This window comes from Marinitoga piezophila KA3 (genome assembly GCF_000255135.1).
Classification (GTDB): Bacteria; Thermotogota; Thermotogae; order Petrotogales; family Petrotogaceae; genus Marinitoga; species Marinitoga piezophila.
Window position 1 is genome coordinate 998,436 of record NC_016751.1, and the last position, 20,723, is coordinate 1,019,158.

Consider the following 20,723-nt stretch of genomic DNA (forward strand, 5'->3'; position numbering starts at 1 on the left):
AACCAGCTTTTTATTATTTAAGCTTCTTCAACAGTATCTACAATTTTAACGATTTTATCGAGCTTTGTCATTTCAAAAATCTTTCTAACCTGTGATTGTAATCCTGCTAAAACAAGTTCTTTATTAAGATTTCTTGCTTCTTTTAATAAACTTACAACTGCCCCTAATCCAGCACTGTCAATATATGAAACCGCTGACATATCAATCACAAACTTAGTAAATTTAGGTTCAGCAAATTTCTCTTTTACCTTTTGTTTAAACGTTGCGGAATGATAAGCATCAATTTCACCTTCAACCTTTATTAAATAATAGGAGTCCTTTTCTGAGAAATCAACTGTGAAATCCATTATTCCACCTCCATAATCATGTACTATTAAGATATCTCAACGATATTATACCATATTTTTTTTCAGATTCAAAAACATTTAAAAAAAGATAATTTTATTCGAATAAATAAATTTAAATAGATAACTTGATTTTTATAAAAAAATAGTATATAATATTAATGATTATAAATCAAATACTTAATATTTTTAAGGAGGGGTTTTATGAAATTTATTCCTGTATTTTTTATGGCTTTAGGATTATTTATTATTACTTCAATTACAATAAGCTGGCCTACATCTTTTTTGATAATCTTTGAAATACTCTTTGGAATTTTTGCATTAATATTTCCATTTCTTGGAAACAAAAATACTGTACTTGAACTTTCAACAGATGGCGAAAAGGTAACATTAAGGGGTGAAGAAGCCGAAGAAATAATAGATGATATAACAGAAAATCTATGGAATAAACGTTTTTTAACCTCAAAAAATCGAAAAATAAAGTTTGTATCAGATTTGATTTTTGGTTTATTAACAGGACCTATATTACTACTCGATGCATTTGATATATATAACTTTAATTTTGGATATAAAGATATTTTTTTTGTGATAGTCGGCGCATGGTTAATATCCTATGGAATAACAAAAATCTTAAAACGATAAGCGGGGTGGGACAATGATATACGGCATATTATTTATAATTTTAGGAGCTTTAATATTATTATCTCTTTCAGGAAATATTATAACAATAGGAATTATTATAAAAGGTTTTTTAGCCGCAGCAAGTATTGTATTTGGTATTTCAAATTTTAAGAAAAAAACAGAAGAAGCCCTTGCTTCAGTTATATTTGGCCTCTTACTTGTAATTGATATCACAATCGGATTTAAAAATCCTCTTTCCTTTGGTGATGTATTTATGCTCTATATTGGAAGTTTATTATTTTCCGCCGGATTAATTGGAATCTTTTCATTTAAAGTTTCTATATCCATGAAAAAAAACGATAAAACACAGGAAGAAAAAGTTTTTACGCCTGAAAAAAATTCTGAATTAAAAGTTTATATTGATACCAGCTGGAGTGATAATAGCGTAACACTAAACGAAGACGAAAAAAATAAAATTAAAGTTATCGAATCCTATAAAAATTCCTTATTTAAAAATTATATTCTTTTTGAAAATAACGAATTAAAGCTTAAAAACAAATTACGTTTTGACTCAATAAAATCCATGGAAAAGATGGCAAATATAATAAAAATCCCGGAAAATTATGAAACACATATTGAAATAAATTCAAACACAGGAAATCTATTACTGGATTTATTTGGAATAAACAACAAAATAACAAAAATTGACGCAAAAGCTTCAAAAATCCATATAATCCCATCTTCAAAGAACGACAGTGAAATTTATATAAAATCATATCTAAGTAACATTATATTTGAAATACCAAATGAAGTTTTTGTAATTCTAAAACACAATGGAGAATTTTCCATGAAAGATTTAAATAACTTCATCAAAAAAGATGACAACACATATGTTTCAAATAATTTCGAAAACTCCAAATACACATGTACTATCAATTTAGTATCAGAGATGTCAAAGATATCGTCCTTTTAAGGCTTTCCAATATGGAAAGCCTTAATTTTTTAGGGAATATTACCTCAATAATAGAAATATATTAATGAGTATATTCGCAGGAGGCGATTTTATATATGACAAGAGGTTTATATTTCTCAACAATGGGAATGCTTGCCAACATGGCTCAACTGGATAATATTTCAAATAATCTTGCAAATGCTGATACTGCAGGATATAAAAAAGATGAAATAATGTTTAAAGCCTATCTTGAAAAAGAATTTAGAAATTATGATTCTACCGATATAAACCGCGGAAAACATGTTGGTTATATGGAAACTGCTTTAATTGCCGATGAAACAAAACCCATATTGGAGCAAGGACAGATAACAACAACAAATAATCCTTTAGATTTTGCAATTTTTGGAGATGGCTTTTTTAAAGTTATGAGAAATAACAACATTTATTATTCAAGAAATGGAGAATTCAATAGAAATGATAAAGGATTTTTAGTTACTTCTGAAGGCGATTATGTTTTAGACGAAAATAATAAACCTATACAAATTCCACAAAATTTCAATGTTGATGAAAAAGGAAATATTTACAATGGTAATCAATTAACAGGTCAAAAAATAGCAATAGTAAATCTTGAAAACCCTTCAAAATTTGGAATAAATCTCTTTACAGGAAATGAAATAAAAGCTGATAATTTCAGGATTATTCAGGGAAGTATAGAAAAATCAAATGTGAATACCTTAAAAGAAATGATAAATCTTATAAATGCTAATAGAGCATTTAATATTTTAGAAAAATCTGTAACTACCCAGGACACAATGACAGGTAAGGTAATAGAAAGCGCTCAAAGAATTTAAAATAATATAAAATAACCTATTTAAGATAATTCAAGGAGGAAGATATTATGTTAGTATCATTATATTCTGCATCAACAGGAATGATTGCTCAACAGAGAAGACTTGATACTGTATCAAACAATCTTGCTAACGTTGACACAACAGGTTATAAAGCTCAAAGGATTGAGTTTCAGGACTTGTTATACACACCTATAAAAGAAGCTGGAACACCTACAGCACAAAACTCAATGCTACCAACTGGAGAATATGTTGGTCATGGTGTTAGAATAGCAGCAACAAATAGAATATTCACACAGGGAAACATTGAACAAACTGGTGGAACATTTGATTTAGCCATTTTCGGAGACGGTTTCTTTCAGGTACAAATGCAGGACGGAAGAATTGCATATACAAGAGACGGTGCATTTAAAATCGATGCAAATGGAAGGCTTGTTAATTCAAACGGTCTTTTGATGGTTCCAAATATTACAATACCAGCAAACGCAACAGGTGTAAATATATCACCTGATGGAATTGTAAGTGCAAAATTACCAGATGGAACAACTCAAAACGTTGGTAATATAACATTGGTAAAATTTGTAAATCCAGCTGGATTAAAGGCTATTGGAAATAATCTTTATCTTGCAACAGATGCTTCAGGTGTAGCAACTGAAGGTATACCAAACCAGGACGGCTACGGTTCAATTGAACAGGGTTCTCTTGAAAAATCAAATGTGGATGTAGTAAAAGAAATGGTAAATATGATTGTTGCTCAAAGAACATATGATTTAAATGCCAGAGCTGTTCAAACGGCAGATGATTTCTTAAGAACGGTGGGAACACTTAAGAGATAATAATTAATTGGGGGATATAATATGAATATCGATGTTAATCTAATAGTAGATTATGCAATACGTATAGGAATAAGTATTATAGTCTTATTTCTTTCAAAATACTTTTCCAAAATTGCATATAAAACTATTGTTACCGTAACAGAAAAAACGGGAAAAGAACTTGAATATAAAAATACGTTAAAAGTATTAACAAATATAGTATCTTATACCCTTGGTGGTTTTATTATATTATCCCTCATATTTAAAGATTTTATGCCGTTTCTTACAGGACTTGGAGTTTCAGGTGTTATTGTGGCATTTGCAATTCAAGAACCTTTATCTAATTTTATTTGTGGAATATTATTAATGTTTTCAAAAACAATAAAAGAAAAAGATATTGTTGAAGTTAATGGAATATCTGGAATAATAGATCAAATAGACTTGAATCATACAATACTAAAAACCTTTGATGGAAAACTTATAAGAATTCCAAACAAAACAATCTGGAACAGTTCAATAACAAATTTCTGGCCTGAAGACATACGAAGAAACGAGATAAATATTGGAGTTTCTTATGATACAGACCTGAATAAATTCCTTAATATTATAGATGAATATTTAAATTCTTCCTCTTTAATATATAGAGATGAAAATCATAAACCATGGGTTTTATTTTCTGGATTTAATTCATCATCAATTGACTTTTCTTTAAAATTCTGGCTTAAAAAAGAAGTTTATTTCGAAAATCCAAATAAAATTGCAGCAGAAATACATAAATTACTTAATGAACATAATATAGAAATTCCATTTACTCAAATAGACGTTAACTTAAAAAACAACGCCAACCTTTAATCGGTTGGCGTTGTTTTATTATTTCCAACTATTTAAGTATTCAATTTGTTCAGGAGTTAATTCGTCTATATCTATTCCCATAGTCTTTAATTTTATCTTCGCAATATTTAAATCCACTTCATAAGGAACAGGTCTTACAGAAACTTCTATTTCGCCTTTATGTTCTTTAATATATTTTGCACCTTCTAATTGTAAAGAGAAAGATAAGTCCATTATTTCTACTGGATGTCCATCGCCATTTACAAGATTTACAAGTCTCCCCATTCCAAGTAAATACAATTTATTTCCATTTGGCATTGTATATTGAGTTACACCCGGTCTTACCTCTTTCTTTTCTGTATTTATTCTTTCAAGATCTGCAACCTTTACTTCAATATCGAAATGTCCTGCATTAGCTAAAACAACTCCATCTTTCATCATCATAAAGTGTTTTTCAGTTATTACATCAATATCTCCTGTTACAGTAACAAAGAAATCTCCAATTTTTGCTGCTTCATCCATTGGCATTACAGAAAATCCATCCATTACAGCTTCTATTGCCTTTATTGGATCAACTTCTGTTACTATTACCCTTGCTCCTAACCCTTTGGCTCTCATTGCAACACCTTTACCACACCAGCCATATCCAGCTACAACAACATTTTTACCCGCTACTGTAAGATTGGTTGATCTTATTATTCCATCCCATGTTGATTGCCCTGTTCCATACCTATTATCAAAAAGATATTTCATATATGAATCATTTATATCTATTACAGGAACTGGCAATTTCCCATCATTTAAAAGCGCCTTATATCGCTTTATCCCTGTAGTCGTTTCTTCATTAATCCCCCAAATATTCTCAAGCAATTCTGGAAATTTTTCAACTATTCTAATTCCAAGATCTGCACCATCATCTATAACAATATTAGGTTTAATTTCAAGAACTTTATCTATATTTTTCCAATATAATTCTTCATCTGTTGATCTTTTTGCATATACATTTACACCATATGTCTTCAACGCTTCAGCAACATCATCTTGCGTGGACAAAGGATTACTACTTGTAATAGCAACATTTGCACCAAGCTCATGTAAAACAACAGCTGTATATGCTGTTTTTGCCTCTAAATGAATACTCATTGCCACATTAATTCCTTTAAAAGGTTGTTCATCCATATACATTTCTTTTAAAGTATTTAAAACCTTCATGTGCTGTTTAACCCATTCAATCTTCTTTCTTCCTGATTCTACTAAATCCATATTCTTCCCCTCCTGTTTTTCATCTTATCCCTTACTAAAATTATACACTATTTTTACAATAAACAAAAATCTTTTTGTGGTGTTGATTGAGAAAAATAAAAACTCCCTCAAGTAGAAAAATAATATTCACTCAGACGGCAAGAATTTCTAATCCTTGTTCTATAAAAAACACTCCTAAAAAGGTTTCTTCAGGCGGTGAAATTTCTTATAATTGTGAAAAATAAAAACTCTTTCAGACAACTCGAACGCTGATCCTCAAAAACTGCTCATATTCGCGGGGTCGCTTAGATTCTGCATCCCTGCAGAAGCTGCGCTCAAAAAAACATCCTGTTTTTTTGTCCCTCTTCATTCGCAGTTTTTTCGGGCGTTCTTCGAGTCTTCATTCGTTTTTATTTTTCACAATACTTTTGCTGTTCCGGCTCACACAATATTTCCGTTAGGGAAATTTCAAGCCTTCATTCACCTTTTTATTCATGTTTTCTTTTATGTTTTACTTATATAATAAAATCCCCGGTTATAAAAAATAACCGGGGATTTTATTATGGTTGTGGATTTTCAACAACGAATTCTTCAACAAGTTCCTTATAATCATCAAGCCAATATGCATTTGGATTTCTTTTATATACCATAAACTTACCTGCATTATTAGGATCATGTGCCCTTTGATATCTAAAGATAATATGCTCTTTTGTAAGTCCTGCAACTTCAATCTTACCTGTTTCATGAGACATAGCAAATTTAGCTCTCTTAGCAAGTCCAGAAACATTCATAATAGCCTTTAAGAAAATTTGATATCCTTCTTCAACAGGCACTGCAAATGGTTTATTACCAGCAACAGGTCTTCCCTGAAATACATAATATGGTGGAACACCTATAAATGAAAGCTTTTTAAACAATGCTTCCAATGTCTTATAATCAGCATTTACACCTTTAATTAACGGTGTCTGGTTGGCTAAAATTGCTCCTGCTTTTAATAACATATTTACAGCTTTAATTGCTACATCAGTTATTTCATTTGGATGATTAAACTGTGTCATAATATATATCTTCTTTTCATCAGTTGAATATTTTTTAATCATTTCAATTAATTTTGGATCGTCAATAATTCTATGTGGATTAAATGCAACCATCTTTGATCCAATTCTTATAATCTGAACATGTTCAATTTCTCTAATCTGTTTTATAATATTTTCCAGCTTTTCAGTTGCAAGCAATAATGGATCTCCACCTGTTAATAATACATTTGTTATTTCCTTATGTTGTCTTATATATTCAAGGTCTTCACTTACATCTCTAACAACCTCTGCACCAACATTTATAAACAATCTTTTTCTAAAACAGAATCTACAAAAACCTCCACATACATCATTTACCAAAAGCAAAGCTGTATCTCTATATTTATGCTGCAATCCTTTGCTTATGGTATATGACTTCTCATTGGATGCATCTAATCTTCCCCATTCTTCCAATTCACCCATTTGCGGAATTATCAAATTCCTTATAGGATCATTGGGATCCTCCCAATTAATTAATCCAAGATAATAATCATTTGCTCTAAATTTGTATTTTTCAGTTACTTTTTTTAACTGTTCTTTCTCTTCCTGTGATAATTGTTCCACCTGATCAATTTTTACTAAATACTTTACCTTACTCAATTCATCCTCCTCCTTTCGTTCTTTTTGTATAAATATAACTCAATTCTATTATATCAAATTTCACAATTTTTATCAAATTAATACTCAAAAATCACCTGTGGCTTATTTTTGAAAGGATGCTCCACAATAAAACATTCTATATCAAAAATTTCTTTCATTATTTTCCTGGTAATTACTTTTTCAGGCGTTCCTGAATACTTTATTTCACCATTTTTTAAAATATATATTCTATCAGAATACAATGATGCAATATTAATATCGTGGAATATTGCCAGTATTCCTTTATTATTTTCTACAACTTCATTTTTCACCATTCTTATTAATTGCTGGGTAAATCCTGGATCTATTTGAGAAACAAATTCATCAAGTAATAAAATATCGGTCTGTTGAACCAGAGCACGCGTTAACATCACGCGTTGCTTTTCACCACCACTTAAATAATTATATACTCTATTCTTAAAAACATATGTATTTGTTTTTTTCATTGTTTCTTCCATTACTTTGTTATTTTCCTCAACTGATACTAAACCCGCATATGGAATTCTTCCAGAAGAAATAATATCTTCCACTTTAAAATCAAATGATGTAAAGAATTCCTGTGGAACAACAGCAATCTTTTTAAACAATTCTTTTTTGGAATATTCATAAATAGATTTATTTTCAACATATATATTCCCTTTCATTGGTTTTTCTAAACCAGTTAAAAGTTTTAATATAGTTGTTTTCCCTGAACCATTTGGCCCTATTATAGAAACAAATTCACCTTTTTCAAGATACATTTCAGAAATATTCAATTTAAAATGATTGTTATATGAAAAGATAAGATCTTTTATCTTTAAAATACTCATATCTTTCTTCCTCTTTTCATGATAATTATGAATATAGGAGCCCCTACTATAGAAGTAGTTACACCAATTGGAAGCTCTGTAGGTCTAAAAAGGTATCTTGAAAACAAATCGGCAAACCCGAGAAATATTCCTCCATAAATAATAGATCCCAATGTTGAATATCTAATTCCAGGACCTGTTAATTTCCTCACCAGATGTGGAATTATCAAACCTACAAAACCTATAATCCCTGCTTTGGAAACAACAACAGCAACTGCAAAAACATTAATTAAAAGTACTAAAATTTTTATTTTCTCGGGATTAACTCCAGAATAAACCGAAATATCGTCTCCCATTGCTACCACTTCAATTTTTTTATGAAATACAAAATTCACAGTAATTTGTAAAATCAAAAAAAACAATAGAAGATATAAATCTCCCCAGACTATATTTCCTGTACTTCCCATTAGCCAGAAGTTTATATGCAATAAATTTTGCCAGAATAAAACTGTCAATAATGTCGAAACTGAATTAAATGTAAATCCAACAATCACACCACTTAAAATTAAAGATATAACAGGAATTTTTTTCCCTTCTTTTGCTAATAAAAAGGTAATAAATGTTGCTATAATCGCTGAAATAAACGAAAACATCTCTATTCCAAAAGGTAATTCAAGACCATATACACTTTTTAAAGCGGTGTATAATATAGCTCCAAAACTTGCCCCTGAAGAAATACCAATAATAAACGGATCTGCAAGTGGATTTTTTATTATCATTTGAAAATCATTCCCTGCAACGGCAAGTATTGCCCCTATAAGCAATGTTCCTAAAACACGAGGCAATCTTAAATTAAATATTATTCTATTGTACAATGTATTTTCAGATAAATTAAAAAATCCTTTTATTACCTCAACAAATGGAATATTTATAGTTCCAAGTGAAACAAAAAGAATTATAGAAAAAAACACTAAAACAATTCCAGAAATCAGGTAAAAAATCGGGGAAGTTTTCCCCGATTTAATTAATTTCATCTATTTTCACTGAAGAGTTTATTTAGCTCTCCCAATAAGTCTATTAATCCTGTATTTGGTAAAGAAGCCTTATTTCCGTCTATGATAAATACTTTCTTGTTTTTTACAGCTTTTATATCTTTAAATTGTTCAGCATTCATAATTAAATCATATGCTCCTTTATCCCCAGGATAATATGAAGGAACAAGAATTATATCAGGATCTTCCTTAATTACAAATTCCGGACCCACTGCAAACCATCCATTATTTCCTGTATATGGAGCAGTTACATTAATACCACCAGCATATGCAATTAATTCATTTAAATATGCTCCAGTTCCACATGTCCACATCTGTGAAACACTACCATATGCAGAAAGATATATAACTCTTGGTTTCTCTTTCCATGTAAATGTATTTTTGGCTATATTCAACATTCTCTGTCTTAACTTAAATGAATAATCCTGTGCAGTTTTTTCCTTCCCAAGAATTACACCTACAAGAGATAAATCCCTGAACATTTCATTTAAAGTAGTTGGATTTATAACAAAAGCCTTTATTCCAAATTTTTCAAGCTTTGAAACTTCCCCTTCCTGAAATCCCCCGGTTAATAATACAACATCAGGATTTAAAGATACAATTTTTTCAACATTTAGCGGAACCATATTTCCTATTTTCTCAACATCTGTAATATAGGAATCAAAATCAGTAACTCCAACAACTTTATCCTTAGCACCAAGCTTTACAATAAAATCAGAAATAGCTGGTGCAGCTACAACAATCCTTTCTACCTCTTTATCAAATACAACAACCCTTCCAAGATCATCTACAAGTGTCACAGATTGAAAAGCAAATGCCATAAAAGATAATAACAACAGCGTTGCCAAAAATACCTTCTTCATCTATAATCCCTCCTATATAAAATCTATTTTCCATCTTCTTTTCGCGAGAAGATGGAACAAATCCCTTTAAAGCAGGTCTCCCGGCTTGTGGATCTTCCTACTCCTGGCGCCTTCCCGGAATATAAACAATTCCAGTGGCGTTACTTTGCCAGTTTCGTCCCCACTCACGGTGGCGCGCCCGCAGCGGATTTTCACCGCTTTCCCTTACACTTTAAAGGAATTTTTATTTACTTTTTATTTTTCGAGTATATTATATCATATAATTTCATGAATATAAAGAACCATAAAAAAACCCCGGGAAAATTCCCGGGGGTATAACAGATCAATTTGCAGCTAAACCTTCAAAGTTTAACCAGTTATAATCCTTTTCTAAATCAAGATTGCTATCTAATATTACAAGGCCGTTTTCGCCATCAGATACAACATAATGATCATTAGTTCCATCATTTACCTTTTCCACAAACGTTGTATTTCCCTGAGTATCATAAGAATTTTCTACGTAATTTCCATCACTGTCTGAATCATTGCTTGCACCTATATTTCTTGCATCTGCATCACCAAGTTCTGTTGGATCAGAAACCTTCATAATTATTACACCTTTATTTCCTGCAGATAATATAAGCGTATCTGTGCCATCTAAGGTTATATCTGTAATAAATGCATCATCAAATCTTGAACTTCCTAATTTAGTTAACGTTGCGCTACTGGTATCTCCTTCATATTTCAAAATTATTACACCTTCGGATCCAGCTGCTGCATATATATACGTTTTTGTTGCACCAATTGTTGCTGTTTCAATATCAAAAATACTACCATTACTTAAATTATATCCACTATAATCTGAACTTGTTGTTGGGGCACCAAGATTTGAAATATCATATATTTCAATAGAATCAGTTGTAGAAACTATTAATCTATTATCATCAGTTGTTGCTGAATCAGTTACTATTTTTCCAGAAAGCTGAACTCTGTTTACAAAATCATAATTTCCGCTATTTTCATAAACATTTAATCCTCCACTACCGGAACTTACATAAACAACTGTTGAAACTATAGTTACATTATAAGCTTCTCCTAAAATAGGTAAACTCTTTAATTTAGTAAGATTTCCATTTGAAGTATCAAATTTTAATACATCTACTCCATAACTCCCTTTGGATACAAAAATATTTGTTAATTGTGTAGCTTCAACACTCTTTGCAATTCCATCAAGCTGTATTGATGCTGTTGATTTTGCAGTTGTAAAGGATAATGTTGTTGCGTCTAAAATATTTACTCCATTTTCTGAATCAGCTACAATAATATAATTTTCCAATGTTTTTGTGGCTTTTGCTACAGCCCCATTATCCAATGTATTAATTTTTTCCATAGTATCAATATTTAAGATTAATAATCCATATCTCTTATTTCCAGCAAATAAAGTTCCACCATCGATAAGTATATTACCTACATAATAAATACCGCTATCATATTTTGAATCTTCGCTTAATGTATTTCCATCTAATTTTATAACTCCATTTGTTCCTGCAGCTATATATACATAACCGTCTTTGTAACTAACATCATATGCTTCCATACTTGCATTTGCAACCTCTGAAGGATTTGCTGGATCTGAAATATCTATCTTATATACTCCTCCGCTTCCCGCTGCAACATATGCATAATTTCCGTCAACATATACATTTAATGCACCACTTATTTCATAACTACCAATTTCTGTTGGGCTATTAATATTGCTAATATCTACAATATGCAATCCATCATTTGCAGCAACATATACATAATCTCCAGATTGGTACAATCCTCTTACATCTGAAGAACCTAAAATACTTGAAACGTAAGATAATTCTCCTGCACTATTATCAAAATGCAATATCTGTAATCCTTCTGTTGATGCTGCAACCAGAATATATGCCTTTGTAGATGGACTTGTTACAGTTGTTTCAAGAACATCATATGCAGTACTTCCAAAATAATAAGAATCTGTTTTCTTTGTTAAAGCTGAACTTGATGGTGTATATTCATAAACTGCTACTCCGTTATTTCCATCTGAAACAGCTATATATTCTTTACTATCAAATTCAAATTTAGATAAATTATATACATAACCTTCTGTATTTACTGAATTTGCAACAGTTGCTGGGGTTGAAGCAGAAGTATCAGAAATATCAATTACAAATATTCCTTCATATCCTCCTGCTACAAACAATGTATCCAGACCTGAAGTGGTAAATTCATAGAAATCATCTTTAGAAGGTATCCAATCTTCTCCACCTTTTCCGTCTGATACCTTTACTCTCCAATAATAGGTTCTACCTCTATCTAATTTATCCACTCCTAAGATTTTAAGAATATTCACCGTTGTCGATGATGAAGTATCACTCTTAAGATTATTTTTATCAACTCCTATGTATACAGTGTATTTTAGCTCATCACCATTTTCATCACTGGCATCTGGGAAAGTTACATTTTCCGTACCAATATTCACATTTTGCGCTTCATCTGAAGGTGTTACATTTGAATCAGCATCTGATGGAAATTCTGGAATTGAATTTTCAACAGGAACACTCTTTTTATAATTTCTTGCAAAGATAATAAAATCTTCTATTCCTATTTTCCCATCTTTAAAAGCCACACTATAAATATTTTCATCAACCCAATCCTTAACAGGTGCAATTTCTGCAGGATATATATCACATTGTGTTGAGTACAATGTATCTCCCTGCTGTGTTCCATAATGTTTTACAAAAATAAGGAAGTCATTTAAATCAACTTTATTATCTCTCTCATCATTACTCGTATCTTCATTATCAAAATCACCTAAAAGAACAGGATTATAAACAACTATATCTCCAGCATATACACTATAACTAATATCTGCATTGTTTAAATCCTTTGCACTTAAATTTGTTATTGTAATCTGTCCTGGAGTCTTTGGAGAATCTCCCTGACCCACTAATTTTAATTCCAACACATCTTCATCTTCAAAATTCATTCCATCTGTTTTTACAAGTGAAATTCTTAATCCATTTGGAATTTCTTTAACTATCATTTGAGGAGCACTTTCACTGCCTATATATTCCACTGTTGCATTTGTTGTATCATCGAATTTTACAATATTATTTGAAGGTAACATAACATCAAATTCCAGAGCAAGAGTATCGGAAACTCCTTTCATGTGAATAGCAACAGTTGCTGGATCACCTGATTTTATTGCAAGGTTATCTGTAACCGATATGCCATCTTCAAATGGATCTGAAGCTTTTGTGATAACGCGTTTACTTTTTTCATCATAAAATGCAGCTTCTGTTTCCAACTTGTCTGTTTCAAGGTTTAGATATTTTCTTTTTAATGTAAATAGCTTTTCACCTTTGGTTATATCTCTTTGAGCTTTAGAAAATAATACAATTGTTTTATTATCCATTGGTTTAATTATAGCTATTGAATTATCTTTATCATATAAAAATGCATCTTCTGGTATTTTTTTATTGATCACTATTTCAATAGCTGAAGCATTTACATTAGAATAAAAATTGTAATTTGATGCCAGAGTTACGCTGACTTCATCGGTATTCAACGATGAAACAGGAATTCTTTTAAAACAACTACTCAACAGGATAATTATCATTATCCCCAACAGGATTACAAATCCTTTCCGTTTAATATTCATAATTTCACCTCCATGTGGTTTATATTCCATCCAATCTGATTATCGTCCTTTTTTTGAATATCTTTAATGTTATTTTTTATTAATATGATATTATATTAGACTTAAAATTATCTTTTTTGGTTCAATAAAAAAAATAACAACGCCTCTTTAAGGCGCTGTTATTGTATTAAAACCTTACCTACATCAGATATATCAATATCCAGATAGTTATCTATTCCCGATGCAAACTTTGTGTTATCTGTAAATCTAAGTTCTGTTTCTCCAGGAGTTCCAATTGCTTTAAAGGTAAGTTGTAATATATCACTATTATTTATACTAAAGGTTCCTCCTAAGGATAAAATAGATATGCTTATTTTTCCATTTGAAATGCTTATAAGTAATCCTTTACCAGTTAATTCTCCTATACCTTTTATATCGTTTTCTGTAATGGATAGTTTAGCCGGATCATATGTAATTTCTATATCACATGCCTGAATATTTTCTATAACCTGCCCGTGTATTATCACATTACCTTTAGACCCTGATTGTATCGTTGTATCTTTAAAATAAAGTTTTGGAACTAATGGTCCTGTATCTTCTTTTATTGTGAATGAATAGGTATCGCTTGATGTTTCTCCACCCTTTCCATCCTTCGCAACTACTTTCCAGTAATATGTTGCTCCAGTTTGAAGATTGGATACACTTAATGATGTATTGGCCAAATTTGTTTTATATGGTGTTGAAAGATTTGGATCTGTTGATAAATATACATCATATGTTAGTGAATCGCCATCAGGATCACTACAACTCCACTGTAAGGTTATATCCGGTTCAATATCTGTTGCATTGTTCTGTGGCGAAAGCAATACAGGCTTATCAGGCGGCGTATTTTGTTGTAAAGCAGTTGTAAATGAATATGTTTTACTTGATGTCTCTCCACCTTTTCCGTCTTTTGCAACTACTTTCCAGTAATATGTTTTACCTGAATCAAGAGTTACTGTATAATCGGTATTTGTATAGTCGCTTTCTTTTGGTGTTGTAAATTGCTGCGAATCTGAGATGTATATATCATATTTTAACGTATCTCCATCCGGATCGTTTCCCTGCCATTTTAATGTTACTGTTGTAGGAATATTTTCTGCTTTATCTGCTGGTTCAAGCAACTCTGGTTCTAATGGTGGATTATTTTCATTGGATGATTCTGTTATTGTAAATACCCACAATGGCCCTGAGGTTATATTTCCTTCGCTATCTTTTGCTATTACTTTCCAATAATATGTTCCTGGAACCAAATTTGTAATTTCATAATTTTTAGCAGTTATATTTTTTGCTTTTAATCCAGGCTCCTGTACATTTCCAAAATACAAGTCATAAGTTACGCTGTCTCCATCTGGATCATATGATTCCCATTTCAAAGTAAGTGTCTTTAAACTTAATGTACTTTTATCTGCCGGGTATGGATTATATGGCTTTATTGGAGGTCTATTATCCGGCATTGTGATTAAGTTTGCATGAATATTTCCGGTATGTTTTCTATCTCCAAGATATATTGGCCATCCTGAATCTTTCAGCTCTATTGAATCGCCATATACTCCATAAATGAACCCATTTAACGTTCCAAAAACTATAACACCATTTTCATCTATATTTGGTGATGATTTTAATTTTAACTGCGTTTCCTCCGTATCCTGATACGTCCACTCTTCAGTAGAGTTTATTACCCTAAAACTTTTTTTACCGCCTAAATATTTATATTCTCCTGTAAGAGTAACATTATATAATTGTTCATTATATAAATCTTTTTCCAGAATATCAGTTATATAGTAATATTTATAAAGATATCCACTTTCGCCTACAAATACTATTGAATTATCTGTATCAACTACTATACTTCCTGTAATTACTTCATCTAATTCTTTTTCAAATATTTTATTTCCATACAAATCATATCCATATATTTTTTTCTCTTTTGTTCCAAAATATATGTTTCCATTTTTATCCATGGATAAATCTGTTGAAATCTGTTGAGCAAAGGATATTTTAAACAATTCTTCTCCTGTATTGCTGGATAATCCATACAGGAATTGTCCAATACCTAAATACAGGTTATTTCCATTAACTACTATATTTGTAGTTGCATTACCAAATAATTCTTTTTTCCATATTTCGTTGCCAAACGCTCCAAATTTATACAATATACCTGTATCCGTTACTACGAATATTTCTCCATTCACTCCAATAGACACAGGCTTTGATATAGGACCTTCCAACTCTGTTTTTTCATATAACGTGCCATCTGGATTTATTATATATAACTCACCTAATTCATCACCTATAATTATTTGATTAATTGGATTTAACACCACAGGAGCTTTTATAAAGCCTTCTGTATTATATTTCCATATTATATTCCCATAGGTATCCAATGCATATATTGCTCCGTCTGATGTTGAAAAATAAATTGTATTATCTTCAGAAATTGCAGGCGATTGAATTGCACTACCTATATATTTTTTAAATTTTAAATCTGCGGGCTTTAAAATTGTTTTAAAAGAATATATATCGCTTTCTGTTTCAAATTCTCCATCAGAAGCTATAATTTTCCAATAATATCTTTTATTATTTTCAAGTGTAATGTTAAAATATGTAGCTTCGGTTGTACCAATAGCCTGTAATTCTTCATTTTCCTGAGCAAGATATATAGTATATTTCAAAGGATCATCTTCTGGATCTTCGCCTTTCCAGGAGAGTGTTACTTTTATAGGAACCTCTGTTCTTTGATTCTCAGGATAAATTAACACAGGTTTCTCAGGTTGATGATTATTTCTACTATATAGATTTCTATTATGCTCTGAATTTTTTCCGTCTTGACACCATATATTATCTGTAGCCTCTTCTGAGGGAATTATAGATAATGCATATAAATTATTCTGAGAAATTCCCAATAGCAATCCATCATTAAAAGATGAGGATAATATTTCTCCAAATTCATCTTTATTATTTGTAGATTCAAAGTTTTTGTATATTCCGTTTTTCGTAAAAATATATATATTATTTCCATGAATTATTTTGCTCTTATTGTACAAATTAGCAATAGAATAACTTGCTTTAAGTTTTCCGGATTTTGAAATTTTAAATATTTTAGAATTTCCGAAAACATAAACATACTCTCCATCATAAATTCCTTCACCATATATATTATCACTTAAAGTTATTTCCCAATTTTCATCTCCTTCCTGTGTATAACTATATAATTTCTCACCTGTTGCAAAATACAAATTATAATTTTCATCAGAAATAATAGAACCTGTCAATTTATTTGATAAATTAATTTCACAAAGTACCTTGCCAAGTGGTTTTGTAATTATAATTTTCCCACTATTTTCATAATTACCCGAAATCACCATTTTACCATTTTCAATTATCGTTAATGGAGCTATTGGTTCAATTTCATATATTTTATTAAATTTTACTGTATCTCTAGAAAGATCATAAGCTACTATATTACCATTTTTAACTGTAATATAAAGTGTATTTTGACCTGCTGTTAAACCTATAATAGTATCTGATATTTCCAGAGATATTGTTTTTTGAATAATGAATTTACTTAAATCAATTACCTTTATTTCACCATTTTCAGAAGGAATATATAAAATTCCATTATAAATAATACCACCAGGTAAAAGGCCTTCAACTTCTATGATATTATTTTCTGAAGAATCTGTATTTAATTTATATATTTTATCATTTGTTATAACATAAATTTTTTCATCATAGATAAACATATCTTTTATATCTTCTATTTCTTTTTGCCATTCAAGGGAAACGGGCTCTTTTGTTGTTTTTATTTTATACACTTCACTCCAGCTTTTCTCACCATAAGGATCTTCTGACATTACTTTTAGATAATATACCTTATTCTTTTCAAGAGATATATCATAGTATGTATCTTCAAGATTTGTGGCAATTGGAGATAAGTACATTGGATTATTACCCATATAAAGTGAGAATTTCAATTTATCATTATCTTTATCCACTCCATTCCAATTTAATCTGATATTATCCGGAATTATTGAATTGTTTTTTGGATATATAAATTCCGGATTTTCAGGTGTTTGATTTACATCCTGAACTATTATATTTAAAACTCCCAGTGAATTTTCTTTTGTATCCGATACCACTATCTGTTCCTGAATTTGTTTTGTTAAATCTGGATGTTTTACAAAATCATAATCTGGTTTGAATATATACTTACTTCTTTCAATCATTGCACCTTTATTATTTGTTAATATATGGTATTCTATTGGATCGTTTTCTCTATCGTATACAAAATTTTTCAAATCCAATTCAAATTTTTCATTTTCTTTTATCACAAATGTTTTAGCGGGAAAGTCAACAACAGGAGGTGTATTGTCATCTGTTTTGAATGTCCATATATCTGATGTTTCACTTGCACCCATTGAATCAAAAACTACTACTTTCCAATAATATTTTGTATTTAACTTTAAATCTTTTACGGTATATTCTGTTTTTGTAAGATATGTTGCAATCGGTGTTATAAGCGATGTAGATTCATCAAGATAAAGATTGTAATAAACATTATCTCCATCAAAATCCACACTTTTAATCCATTGAAACTTTATTTCATATGGAAAAACTTCTTCTGCACCATCTCTTGGATTTATTAAAAAAGTTTTAGTTGGAGGATTTTTATTGATTTTTTCAATTCTAAATTCAATAATTTTTCTATCTAAATTCCCTTTTTTATCTACTGCTTCAAGTTTCCATGAATATGTTTTATCTTCATCAAGGGATAAATTAATTTCTGTTTCTGTATATTCCTTAATATCTTTTATTACCTTTTTATCAGTATTGGAAAATAAATAAAAATTATAATACAGAAGATCATTATCAGTATCTTCTGCCTTCCAGGAAAATTTAACTTCTTTATCAGTTAAAGATTCGCCATTTTGTGGAGTCATCTCCAATATTTTCGGGGGATTGTTTTTAAATATACATCCCTGAAAGAGAAAAAGCATCAGTAATATAATTATAAGATTTAAAATTTTCTTCATTTCAATTCCTCCAATTTTCTATACTATCTCTAAATTATTATTCTATATTATATATCGATTATCCCCCAAAAATAATAACAAATAAAAAAGGCAACCATTTAAGGTTGCCTAAAATACTTTATAACATTAAATTTCTTCTTCTACTTCTTCCAGATCTTTTTTACCTGCACGGGCGATAGCTATAAATCCTTCTACAAAAATCCAGAGAGCTATAATGAGAGTAGCAACTGTAATGAATATTAATAAGCTATTATTACTTGCTATAAATTTCTTTAAGTTTAATACTGTTGCATATAATGTCATAACCATCATAAATAACATTGGTAATCCTGTAATCCATATTGGCTTTTTCTTCTGTGCAAGATATACAGTACCAATAAGCAATGCTAAACTGGCAAGTAACTGATTTAAAGCACCAAATACTGGCCAGAGAATTAAAGCACCTTTACCGTCTCCAGTTGACAATGCTAATCCCATTGCTGCAAGAATCACTATTGCTGTTGCAACATATCTATTTTCAAGAGGTTTAACTATGATTTTTCCTTCTTTATTTGAGAATAATTCCTGCAATGCAAATCTTTGAATTCTTGTTGATGAATCCATTGTTGTACCAGCAAATGAAACAATAAATACAGCCATTATTGTTTTTGCAAGGTCAAGAGGAATGCCATAAGAGTTCATAAGATTTGCTGAACCATTGATAACTGCTGATAATTTTGCACCAAGACCGCTTGCTGCTGCCCATGATGAATAATGTGATGTAAATGCTTCAACGCCTCCACCATTCATACCAAGACCTGCAGTTACTGCAATAATAACAATTGTTGCAAGAACTCCTTCTAAAATCATTCCGCCGTAACCAATCATCTGAGCATCTGTTTCTTTTTCCAATTGTTTAACTGTAGTTCCTGAAGCAGCTAAACTATGGAACCCTGATATTGCACCACAGGCTATTGTTATGAAAAGAATTGGGAATATAGGTGGTGCATCTGGAACTGTTTGAAATGCAGGAGCAACGATTTTTGGATGTCCAATAATTACTCCAAGAACCAATAATCCCATAGCAATTAATAATTCATGTGAATTTATATAATCCCTTGGCTGCAATAACTTATGAACAGGCATAGTTGAAGCGATGAAAACATATGCCATCAATATATAAATCCATGTAATTATTGCATTTCCACCAAGTTTTATAGGCATAACAACACCTATGCCAATAGTTACATACATTAAAATAACAGCAATTATTGAATAAAGTGTATCGTTTTTACCTTTGTTATAAATCATATAACTTAACCACATGGCAATAGGTATTTCCATCCATACTGGAAATACTGACTGTGGATACATATTAAACAACAATGCAACAATAAGTCCAAATACTGCCAGAACTATCCATAATAAGAACTGGATTAAAATCAAGAATATCTTTGCTGTTCTTTCGTTAATTAAATTACCTGTTAATTCACCTATAGTTTTACCCTGATTTCTTGCTGAAACTACAAGTGATGTAAAATCATGTACTGCACCCATAAATATAGAACCAAAGAATACCCAGATAAATGCAGGTACCCAACCCCAGATAACACCTATTGCTGGACCAACTATTGGACCTGTTCCTGCAATAGTTGTAAAGTGGTGTCCCAATAAAATATGCTTTTTAGTAGGAACATAGTCAACACCATCTTCAAATTCCTTTGAAGGTACCGGGTTGTTGTCGTTAAGACCGAAAATCTTTTTTGCTATCCATTTGCCATATGTGTTATAGGCCAACCAATAACCTACAAATGCTAAAATAGCCAACAATAACGAATTCACTAAAAATACCCCCTTTCAATTTTTAAACTATACCATTATAAAAATATCATACAATATTCATCTTTTTCGACAAAAGTAAAAAAAAATGCCCCAAACGGGCAAATTTC

The 20,723-nt window shown here is 30.5% G+C and carries 14 protein-coding genes and 1 riboswitch; of the genes, 5 read left to right on the forward strand and 9 right to left on the reverse strand.

The features are described from left to right. Positions 1–17: 17 nt before the first annotated feature. Positions 18–347 carry an STAS domain-containing protein gene (locus MARPI_RS04875; RefSeq protein WP_014296479.1) on the reverse strand — a complete coding sequence of 110 codons (330 nt, stop codon included), beginning with the start codon at positions 345–347 and terminating at the stop codon, positions 18–20. A 201-nt stretch (positions 348–548) separates the two neighbouring features. Between MARPI_RS04875 and MARPI_RS04880 the strand changes: the two genes are divergently transcribed. From MARPI_RS04880 to MARPI_RS04900, 5 genes are all read left to right on the forward strand, one after another. After that, entirely contained in the window at positions 549–986 is a 438-nt protein-coding gene (locus tag MARPI_RS04880) for a hypothetical protein (protein ID WP_014296480.1), read from the forward strand. A gap of 13 nt (positions 987–999) precedes the next feature. After that, positions 1,000–1,938 (forward strand): hypothetical protein, encoded by a 939-nt coding sequence (locus tag MARPI_RS04885; protein WP_014296481.1) that lies wholly within the window; start codon positions 1,000–1,002, stop codon positions 1,936–1,938. Between the two features lie 95 nt (positions 1,939–2,033). Next, positions 2,034–2,768 (forward strand): flagellar basal-body rod protein FlgF, encoded by a 735-nt coding sequence (gene flgF / locus MARPI_RS04890; protein WP_014296482.1) that lies wholly within the window; start codon positions 2,034–2,036, stop codon positions 2,766–2,768. 47 nt (positions 2,769–2,815) lie between these two features. Then, a complete protein-coding gene (gene flgG / locus MARPI_RS04895) occupies positions 2,816–3,601 on the forward strand; it encodes a flagellar basal-body rod protein FlgG (protein ID WP_014296483.1) in 786 nt (261 codons plus the stop codon). A gap of 21 nt (positions 3,602–3,622) precedes the next feature. Further along, the gene (locus MARPI_RS04900) at positions 3,623–4,432 is read left to right on the forward strand and encodes a mechanosensitive ion channel family protein (protein WP_014296484.1); all 810 of its coding nucleotides are present in this window, start codon (positions 3,623–3,625) and stop codon (positions 4,430–4,432) included. 18 nt (positions 4,433–4,450) lie between these two features. Here the strand turns inward: MARPI_RS04900 and MARPI_RS04905 are convergent, their stop codons facing one another. The 8 genes from MARPI_RS04905 to MARPI_RS04940 all read right to left on the reverse strand — a co-directional run bounded on the left by MARPI_RS04905 (position 4,451) and on the right by MARPI_RS04940 (position 20,616). Next, positions 4,451–5,674 carry an adenosylhomocysteinase gene (locus MARPI_RS04905; RefSeq protein ID WP_014296485.1) on the reverse strand — a complete coding sequence of 408 codons (1,224 nt, stop codon included), beginning with the start codon at positions 5,672–5,674 and terminating at the stop codon, positions 4,451–4,453. A gap of 539 nt (positions 5,675–6,213) precedes the next feature. Continuing rightward, entirely contained in the window at positions 6,214–7,329 is a 1,116-nt protein-coding gene (locus MARPI_RS04910) for a KamA family radical SAM protein (protein ID WP_014296486.1), read from the reverse strand. A 77-nt stretch (positions 7,330–7,406) separates the two neighbouring features. After that, on the reverse strand, positions 7,407–8,177 hold the full coding sequence (locus MARPI_RS04915) for an ABC transporter ATP-binding protein (RefSeq protein WP_014296487.1): 771 nt from the start codon (positions 8,175–8,177) through the stop codon (positions 7,407–7,409). Further along, positions 8,174–9,127, reverse strand: a complete 954-nt coding sequence (locus MARPI_RS04920; protein ID WP_171814209.1) for a FecCD family ABC transporter permease — start codon at positions 9,125–9,127, stop codon at positions 8,174–8,176. The genes MARPI_RS04915 and MARPI_RS04920 overlap by 4 nt, the downstream gene beginning before the upstream one ends. A 59-nt stretch (positions 9,128–9,186) precedes the next feature. After that, positions 9,187–10,071 (reverse strand): ABC transporter substrate-binding protein, encoded by an 885-nt coding sequence (locus tag MARPI_RS04925; RefSeq protein ID WP_014296489.1) that lies wholly within the window; start codon positions 10,069–10,071, stop codon positions 9,187–9,189. A gap of 53 nt (positions 10,072–10,124) precedes the next feature. Next, positions 10,125–10,300: riboswitch (cobalamin riboswitch) on the reverse strand. 93 nt (positions 10,301–10,393) lie between these two features. Further along, positions 10,394–13,741, reverse strand: a complete 3,348-nt coding sequence (locus MARPI_RS04930) for an LVIVD repeat-containing protein (protein ID WP_014296490.1) — start codon at positions 13,739–13,741, stop codon at positions 10,394–10,396. Between the two features lie 158 nt (positions 13,742–13,899). Continuing rightward, positions 13,900–18,795 carry an outer membrane protein assembly factor BamB family protein gene (locus MARPI_RS04935; RefSeq protein ID WP_014296491.1) on the reverse strand — a complete coding sequence of 1,632 codons (4,896 nt, stop codon included), beginning with the start codon at positions 18,793–18,795 and terminating at the stop codon, positions 13,900–13,902. Between the two features lie 126 nt (positions 18,796–18,921). Continuing rightward, positions 18,922–20,616: a carbon starvation CstA family protein gene (locus MARPI_RS04940; RefSeq protein ID WP_014296492.1), complete on the reverse strand. Its 1,695-nt coding sequence runs from the start codon at positions 20,614–20,616 to the stop codon at positions 18,922–18,924. Positions 20,617–20,723: the final 107 nt, after the last annotated feature.